Genomic DNA, 5,776 nt, shown 5'->3' with positions numbered 1-5,776 from the left:
CGAACAGCCCATCCTCGCCATGCACACCGGGATCATCCCGCACGAATGATCACGAGACGCAGGTGGGTTGCCTGTTACTGAGACACGCTCCTAGCTCCATCTGTGGAGGATCCCCGCTACCTCGTCGCTCCCGCAACGGGATTACGGCGGATCTGCAGCCAGTTCAGCAGTGCTCCGATCGCGGCCGTCACGGTGGCGATGACCATCAGCGTCAGGTCGGCGAGGCCGTCCATGGCGAGATCGAACCGGGGGTTGGCGGCCTCGTCGGTGAACTCCGGGTCCACCAGGCCGTCCGGGTCCTCGGTGACGCTGACCCGCTCGCCCGCGGTGTCACCCGCACCGCACTTCACGGACCCGCTGCGGCCCGGCGCGTCCTCGTAGCGCACCGCGCAGGAGTAGGTGGTGGTCTTGCCGTGACTCACCCGGACCTCGGTGACCGTGCCCGGGTGGGCCACGCCGCGCATCGACAACACGGCGGCCTGCGCGGTGTTCATGCTCAGCAGCGGGACCCCGATCAGCGGCGCGAGCAGCAGTGCCAGCGCCACGAGCCGCAGGGGGCCGGACTGGCAGAGGCTCACCAGGGCGTAGATCAGGCCGACCAGCCCGGTGATGACCAGCAACAGCGACGGGAGCAGGAACCACAGGCCGAAGGCGCCCAGCGCGCCGCCGAGCGGCAGCAGCACGGCGGCGGCGGGGATCCACAGGGCGGTCAGCAGGGGACGCCTCGGCCAGGGCGTGTCGTTCTTCCCGCCCCGGCCGCCGCGTCCGGCGCGCCGCCTGGCCCCGGGCCCGGGCGGTGGTGTCTCGATTCGCGTCATGGCGCGAGATCCTGCCAGGTCAGGAGGAGGTTGGGAGGCGGCGGGGCGGGGTCCTTTGCCGGGTCGGGCGGTGTGTGAAGGCCGGTGGCGGGAGTGGTGGACGTTACCGGTGCCCGGTGTGCCCGGGGACTCCGGGTGATCGGTCGGGCCGGGGTCGGCACCGACCATGTCGACCTGGCCGCCGCCGCCCGTCACGGCGTCACCGTCACCCATACGCCCGGCTCCAATGCGAACGCCGTCGCCGAGTTCGCCCTGGCTCAGCTGCTCGCCCTGACCCGGAACCTGGCGCCGTACAACCAGGCTTCACACCAAGGTTGTTGGAGTACGCCCGCGGCCCCCGCAGTCGAGCTGTCGGAGCTGACCCTGGGCATCGTCGGCCTCGGGCGGATCGGCCTGGTGCTGGCCGAGCGGGCAAGGGTCCTGGGCATGGACGTCCAGGGCTACTCGCGGGGCTCGGTCCGGACGCCTGTCCGCAGGATGTCCTCCCTCGGTGAGCTGCTCGCCACCAGCGACGTGGTGTCCCTGTACCTTCCGCTCACCGTGGACACCGCAGGGCTGATCGGCCGGGCCGAGCTGGCGCTCATGCGGCCGGGATCGATCCTCCTGAACGCCGCCCGAGGCGGCATCATCGACGAACAGGCCCTCGCCGACGCACTGCGCGACCCGGCGCACCCGCCGGCGTCCGCCGCCGTCGACGCCTTCGCCCACGAGCACGCCGTCTTCGCCTCGCCGCTCTTCGGCCTGCCCAACGCGCTGCTCACCCCGCACGTCGCCGGAATGACCAGAAGTGCCACGGCTGATGCGGCCGTCCGCTGCGCGGACCACATCGCGGCACTGCTCGACGGGAGGCCGGAGGGCGTTCCCGTGGTGACCTGACCGGCCGGCGGGAGGGAACGGTCGTCGGGAAGCGCGGCGCCGCCGCTTCGGCAGTGGTTGTGGACCTGGGCGGGCGGCGGCGTGTGGGGCGATTTGCTCTCACGGCTCAGGTGATGCGGCTTCCTCCGGCCGGGCCTGGGCGGTGATGGCCCGCATCAGGGTCACCGTCCGCGGGTCCGCCGGGAAGAAGGTCTCGATGGCGATCTCGTCCAGGGTGACGTCCCGGGGCGAGCCGAAGACCGTCGTGGTGTAGAGCAGGGCGAGTTCGCCGTTCCCGGTGGCCAGTCGCAGGGGGACCACCAGGTCGTACGCCGAGCCGTCCGGGGAGGACTCGCCCGGGTCCGCCGACGGGGCGGGGTAGGACTCCAACTCGGCCAGGAGCTCGGCCAGGCCCGCCGCCGAGGTGCGCTCCAGCTGGCGGCGGATGCGGCGCAGCACGTGCGCCCGCCACTGGGCGAGGTTGCGGATGCGGCGGGCGAGGCCGTCGGGATGCAGGGTCGCGCGCAGCACGTTGACCGGCGGTCGGGTCAACTCCGGTGGTACGTCGGCGAGGAACAGGGCCATCGCCCGGTTCGCGGCGAGCATCTCCCAGCGGACGTTGACCGCGAGCGCCGGGTTGGGCTCGTGGCCGGTGAGGACGGCCTCCACCGCCGTTCGGGCGGCGCCCAGGTCGCCGAAGGCGCGTTCGGCGTGCACCGGCGCGAAGCCCGCGGCGAGGTAGAGGGAGTTGCGCTCGCGCAGGGGGACGTCGAGTTCGTCGCACAACCGCCGGATCATGTCCCGGCTCGGGTTGGCCCGGCCGGTCTCGATGCAGCTCAGGTGCCGGGTGGACAGCTCGGCGGCGATCGACACGTCGAGCTGGGAGCGGTGCCGGCGCCGGCGCCAGCCGCGCAGCAGCGCTCCGACCGGTTCGGCCGTGGTGGTCGTCATGACGTCCAGGCTGCCGGGTGACGCGCGCGAGGGCAATGACCTCGGAGGTCATCGACGGGCAGCACGCCCCGGCGCACAGTCGAGAAGCGCAAGCACGATCCGATCCACCGGACGAAGGGACACCGGCCGTGACTGACACCACAGTTGAGGACTTCGCACAGTTCGACCAGTACGTGCGGTTCTGGAACACCGACGGCGAGGAACAGAGCCGGCTCGCGGAGGCCGTTTTCGCCGAGGGCGTCGAGTACCGCGCGATGGTCGGCGTGCTCAGCGGGGCGGAGGCGTTGATCGACCTCCGCCGGCAGTTCGTCGCCCACCTGGGCGCCGTCACGCTGCGCCTGCGCCGCACCCCCGAGGTGCACCACCAGCGGGCCAGGATCGAGTGGGAGCTGCTGACCGGCGGGGGTGAGGGCACCTCCTTCGCCGAGGGGACGGACGTGGTCCAGCTGGACGACGACGGTCGGATCGCCGCCGTCACCGTCTTCGTGGACCGGGCCCCCGAGGGCTCCGACGCCGCCGCGCACCACTAGATCCGTGACGGCAGGACCTGCCAGGAAGGTTCCAGCGGCAGGACGTGCCCGGTCAGCGACTCGACGTCGGCCGGGACGTCCGCGCGGGCGCGCAGCGCGGGGAGTGCGTCGGCGGTGTAGGCCGCGTGGGCCTCGGGGGAGGTCCAGAGGGTGGTGACCAGGTAGCGGTCGGCGGCGAGGCGGGTGACGGTGCCCGCGAGCATGCCGCCGGCCGCTGCCATGCCGGGGGCCCAGACCTCGCGCTGGACCGCCAGGAAGTGGTCGGTACGGCCCGGGCGCAGCACGCAGTCGGCGGCGCGCAGCAGGGTGGCGTGCTTCAGAGCATTCGTGGGGGAGGGCGCCGAGCCCGGCATGGTGAGCGCCACCGGGCCGGCGGCCACCTGGATCGAGCTCCAACTGCCGTGCTGGGCCGCCTCGGCGGCGACAACGTCATGACGTTCGCGCATGAAGCAGCCGTACGCCTCCTCGTCCGCCCAGAGGGCGAGTACGAGTGCCCGGCCGTCCGTGCGGGACCAGCCGCCCGCCTGGCCGACCAGCCCCGGCTGGTCTGCGAGCGCCGCCCATCGGCGCTGGCCGGCGGCGAAGGTCCCGTGCGCGCCGGGCCGCACCCGGCAGTCGATCCACTTGCCCCACATGCGGGCCATCATGCTGTGTCCGGGGGGAGGAGGATCAATCGGTCGGAGGTCGCCGGGGCACTCCGTCCGGGGACGTAGGTGTGCCGGGTCGTGGGCAGGTCGCATGAACGGCGAATCCCCGTCGGCGGAGTGTGCCAACGGGCCGTCGACGGGCCGTCGGTGGGGGCTGCTAGCCCTGCTTGATCGCGGAGATGTCGAACTCCAGGACGACCTTGTCGCCGACCAGGACGCCGCCGCCCGCCAGCGCAGCGTTCCAGGTCACGCCGTATTCCTTGCGGCTGATCGTCACCGAGCCTTCCAGGCCAACCCGCAGGTTGCCGTACGGGTCGACGGCGTTGCCCGTGTACTCGAAGTCGATGGTGACCGGGCGGGTGGTGTCCTTGATGGTGAGCTCGCCGGTCACCCGGTACTCGGTATCGGAGCCGGGCTCGACGGAGGTGGTGCGGAAGGTGATGTCGGGGTGGTTGGGGGCGTCGAGGAAGTCGTTGGTGCGCAGGTGCTGGTCGCGTTGTTCGACCCCGGTGTCGATGCTCTCGGCCCTGATCGTCAGCTGGGCGGTCGAACGGGACGGGTCGCCGCCGTCCAGGTGGGCGGTGCCCTCGAACTGGTGGAACGCGCCGCGGACCTTGGTCACCATGGCGTGGCGTGCGACGAAGCCGATCCGGGTGTGGGCGGGGTCGAGGACGTAGTTCCCGGTGAGCTGGGGGAGTGAGACGGTCATGGTGTGCCTCCAAGGTGGTCTGGGCCCTGGCGACGGTGTGCCCGGGGCGTCCCCCGACCACGCCGGGGTTCCCCCTCTTCCGCCCGGCCGAGGCGCGCTGCGGAGCGTCAGGGTGCAAACTGCCAGCCCGTCGCGACACCGCCTGGCCCGCCGCGCGGCACCCTCGCGGCAAGTTAGCGCCCCGCGTCGACCGAGGACAGCCGCTCCAGGATCCGTTCCATGCCGCTGGTCCAGGTGGCCTCCGGGGCGACGACGGCCTGGTCGAGGTCGCCGTCCAGCAGGCACTGGGCGACCCGCTCGTGCTCCTCGGCGGCGCTGGTCCGCCGCGCTGCTGCTGCCCCCGCTGCGCCTCTGACCGACCCCGGGCCGAGCGGCCGAGCGGCTGAGGACTGAGCGGCTTTGGCTCCCGGCCCCCTGACCAGGCATGATCGGGGGCATGGTCGAACGAGTCATTGCAGCGTGTGACGGAGCAGCCAAGGGCAACCCGGGCCCGGCGGCCTGGGCCTACGTGGTCGCCGACAGTGCCGGGGCGCCCCAGCGCTGGGAGGCCGGGCCGCTCGGGCACAGCACCAACAACATCGGTGAGCTGACGGCGCTCCAGCAGCTGCTGTCCGCGACCGACCCGGCCGCCCCGTTGGAGGTGCGGTTGGACAGCACCTACACCCGCGACTCGGTGACCAAGTGGCTCAAGGGGTGGAAGCGCAACGGCTGGAAGACGGCCGCGGGCAAGCCGGTGGCCAACCGCGAGCTGATCCAGCGGATCGACGAGCTCCTGGAGGACCGGGACGTCACCTTCGTGTACGTCCCCGCCCACCAGGTGGACGGCGACCCGCTGAACGCCATCGCCGACAAGGCCGCCAGCGACGCCGCCCGCACCCAGCAGGCCGCCGCCGGGACCGCCGCCGACCTCCCGGTGCCCGACCCGGCCGCGGCTGCCAAGGCCCCCAAGGCCCGCAGCACCCGCGCCGCCTCGACGAGCAGCGGCGGCGGTACCGGCAGCACCACCAAGCGGACCGGCTCGCGCACCCTGAACGCCCGCTTCCCCGGCACCTGCCCGTGCAGCCGCTCGTACGCCAAGGGCGACAAGATCACCAAGGTGGGCAGCAGCTGGGGCCACCCGGAGTGCGCCGCCGCCCACGCCTGACTCGGGCATTTCGACGTCGTCGCCTGAGTACCGGTGGTCAGGGGCCGGCCCGGGCGGGGGCGGGGCGCGTTCGGGCGTGTGTCTGCGCCCGGCGTCCGGGTCAAAGGGCCGGTGCGGACCCG

7 protein-coding genes are annotated in these 5,776 nt (G+C 72.8%); 3 read left to right on the top strand and 4 right to left on the bottom strand.

Annotated elements, in window-relative coordinates:
* Positions 1 to 116: 116 nt before the first annotated feature.
* Complete coding sequence (locus ACWC9T_RS40395) at positions 117 to 818, bottom strand: hypothetical protein (protein WP_449826026.1); 702 nt, start codon at positions 816 to 818, stop codon at positions 117 to 119.
* A gap of 84 nt (positions 819 to 902) precedes the next feature.
* On the opposite strand from ACWC9T_RS40395, the gene ACWC9T_RS40390 reads away from it, so the two are divergent.
* Complete coding sequence (locus tag ACWC9T_RS40390) at positions 903 to 1,694, top strand: NAD(P)-dependent oxidoreductase (protein ID WP_449826025.1); 792 nt, start codon at positions 903 to 905, stop codon at positions 1,692 to 1,694.
* A 99-nt stretch (positions 1,695 to 1,793) separates the two neighbouring features.
* Here the strand turns inward: ACWC9T_RS40390 and ACWC9T_RS40385 are convergent, their stop codons facing one another.
* Positions 1,794 to 2,624, bottom strand: a complete 831-nt coding sequence (locus ACWC9T_RS40385; protein WP_449826024.1) for a helix-turn-helix domain-containing protein — start codon at positions 2,622 to 2,624, stop codon at positions 1,794 to 1,796.
* A 128-nt stretch (positions 2,625 to 2,752) separates the two neighbouring features.
* On the opposite strand from ACWC9T_RS40385, the gene ACWC9T_RS40380 reads away from it, so the two are divergent.
* On the top strand, positions 2,753 to 3,154 hold the full coding sequence (locus ACWC9T_RS40380) for a nuclear transport factor 2 family protein (RefSeq protein WP_449826023.1): 402 nt from the start codon (positions 2,753 to 2,755) through the stop codon (positions 3,152 to 3,154).
* Here ACWC9T_RS40380 and ACWC9T_RS40375 read toward each other — a convergent pair.
* On the bottom strand, positions 3,151 to 3,789 hold the full coding sequence (locus ACWC9T_RS40375; RefSeq protein ID WP_449826022.1) for a DUF4937 domain-containing protein: 639 nt from the start codon (positions 3,787 to 3,789) through the stop codon (positions 3,151 to 3,153). The genes ACWC9T_RS40380 and ACWC9T_RS40375 overlap by 4 nt on opposite strands.
* A 169-nt stretch (positions 3,790 to 3,958) precedes the next feature.
* Positions 3,959 to 4,510 (bottom strand): YceI family protein, encoded by a 552-nt coding sequence (locus ACWC9T_RS40370; RefSeq protein ID WP_449826021.1) that lies wholly within the window; start codon positions 4,508 to 4,510, stop codon positions 3,959 to 3,961.
* 436 nt (positions 4,511 to 4,946) lie between these two features.
* Here ACWC9T_RS40370 and ACWC9T_RS40365 point away from each other — a divergent pair, with 436 nt between their 5' ends.
* The gene (locus tag ACWC9T_RS40365; RefSeq protein ID WP_449826020.1) at positions 4,947 to 5,654 is read left to right on the top strand and encodes a ribonuclease H family protein; all 708 of its coding nucleotides are present in this window, start codon (positions 4,947 to 4,949) and stop codon (positions 5,652 to 5,654) included.
* Positions 5,655 to 5,776 lie beyond the last annotated feature (122 nt).

The organism is Kitasatospora sp. NPDC001159, from assembly GCF_053598235.1.
Note: the sequence above shows the minus strand (reverse complement) of the source record. Positions and strands in the feature narration are given on the sequence as shown.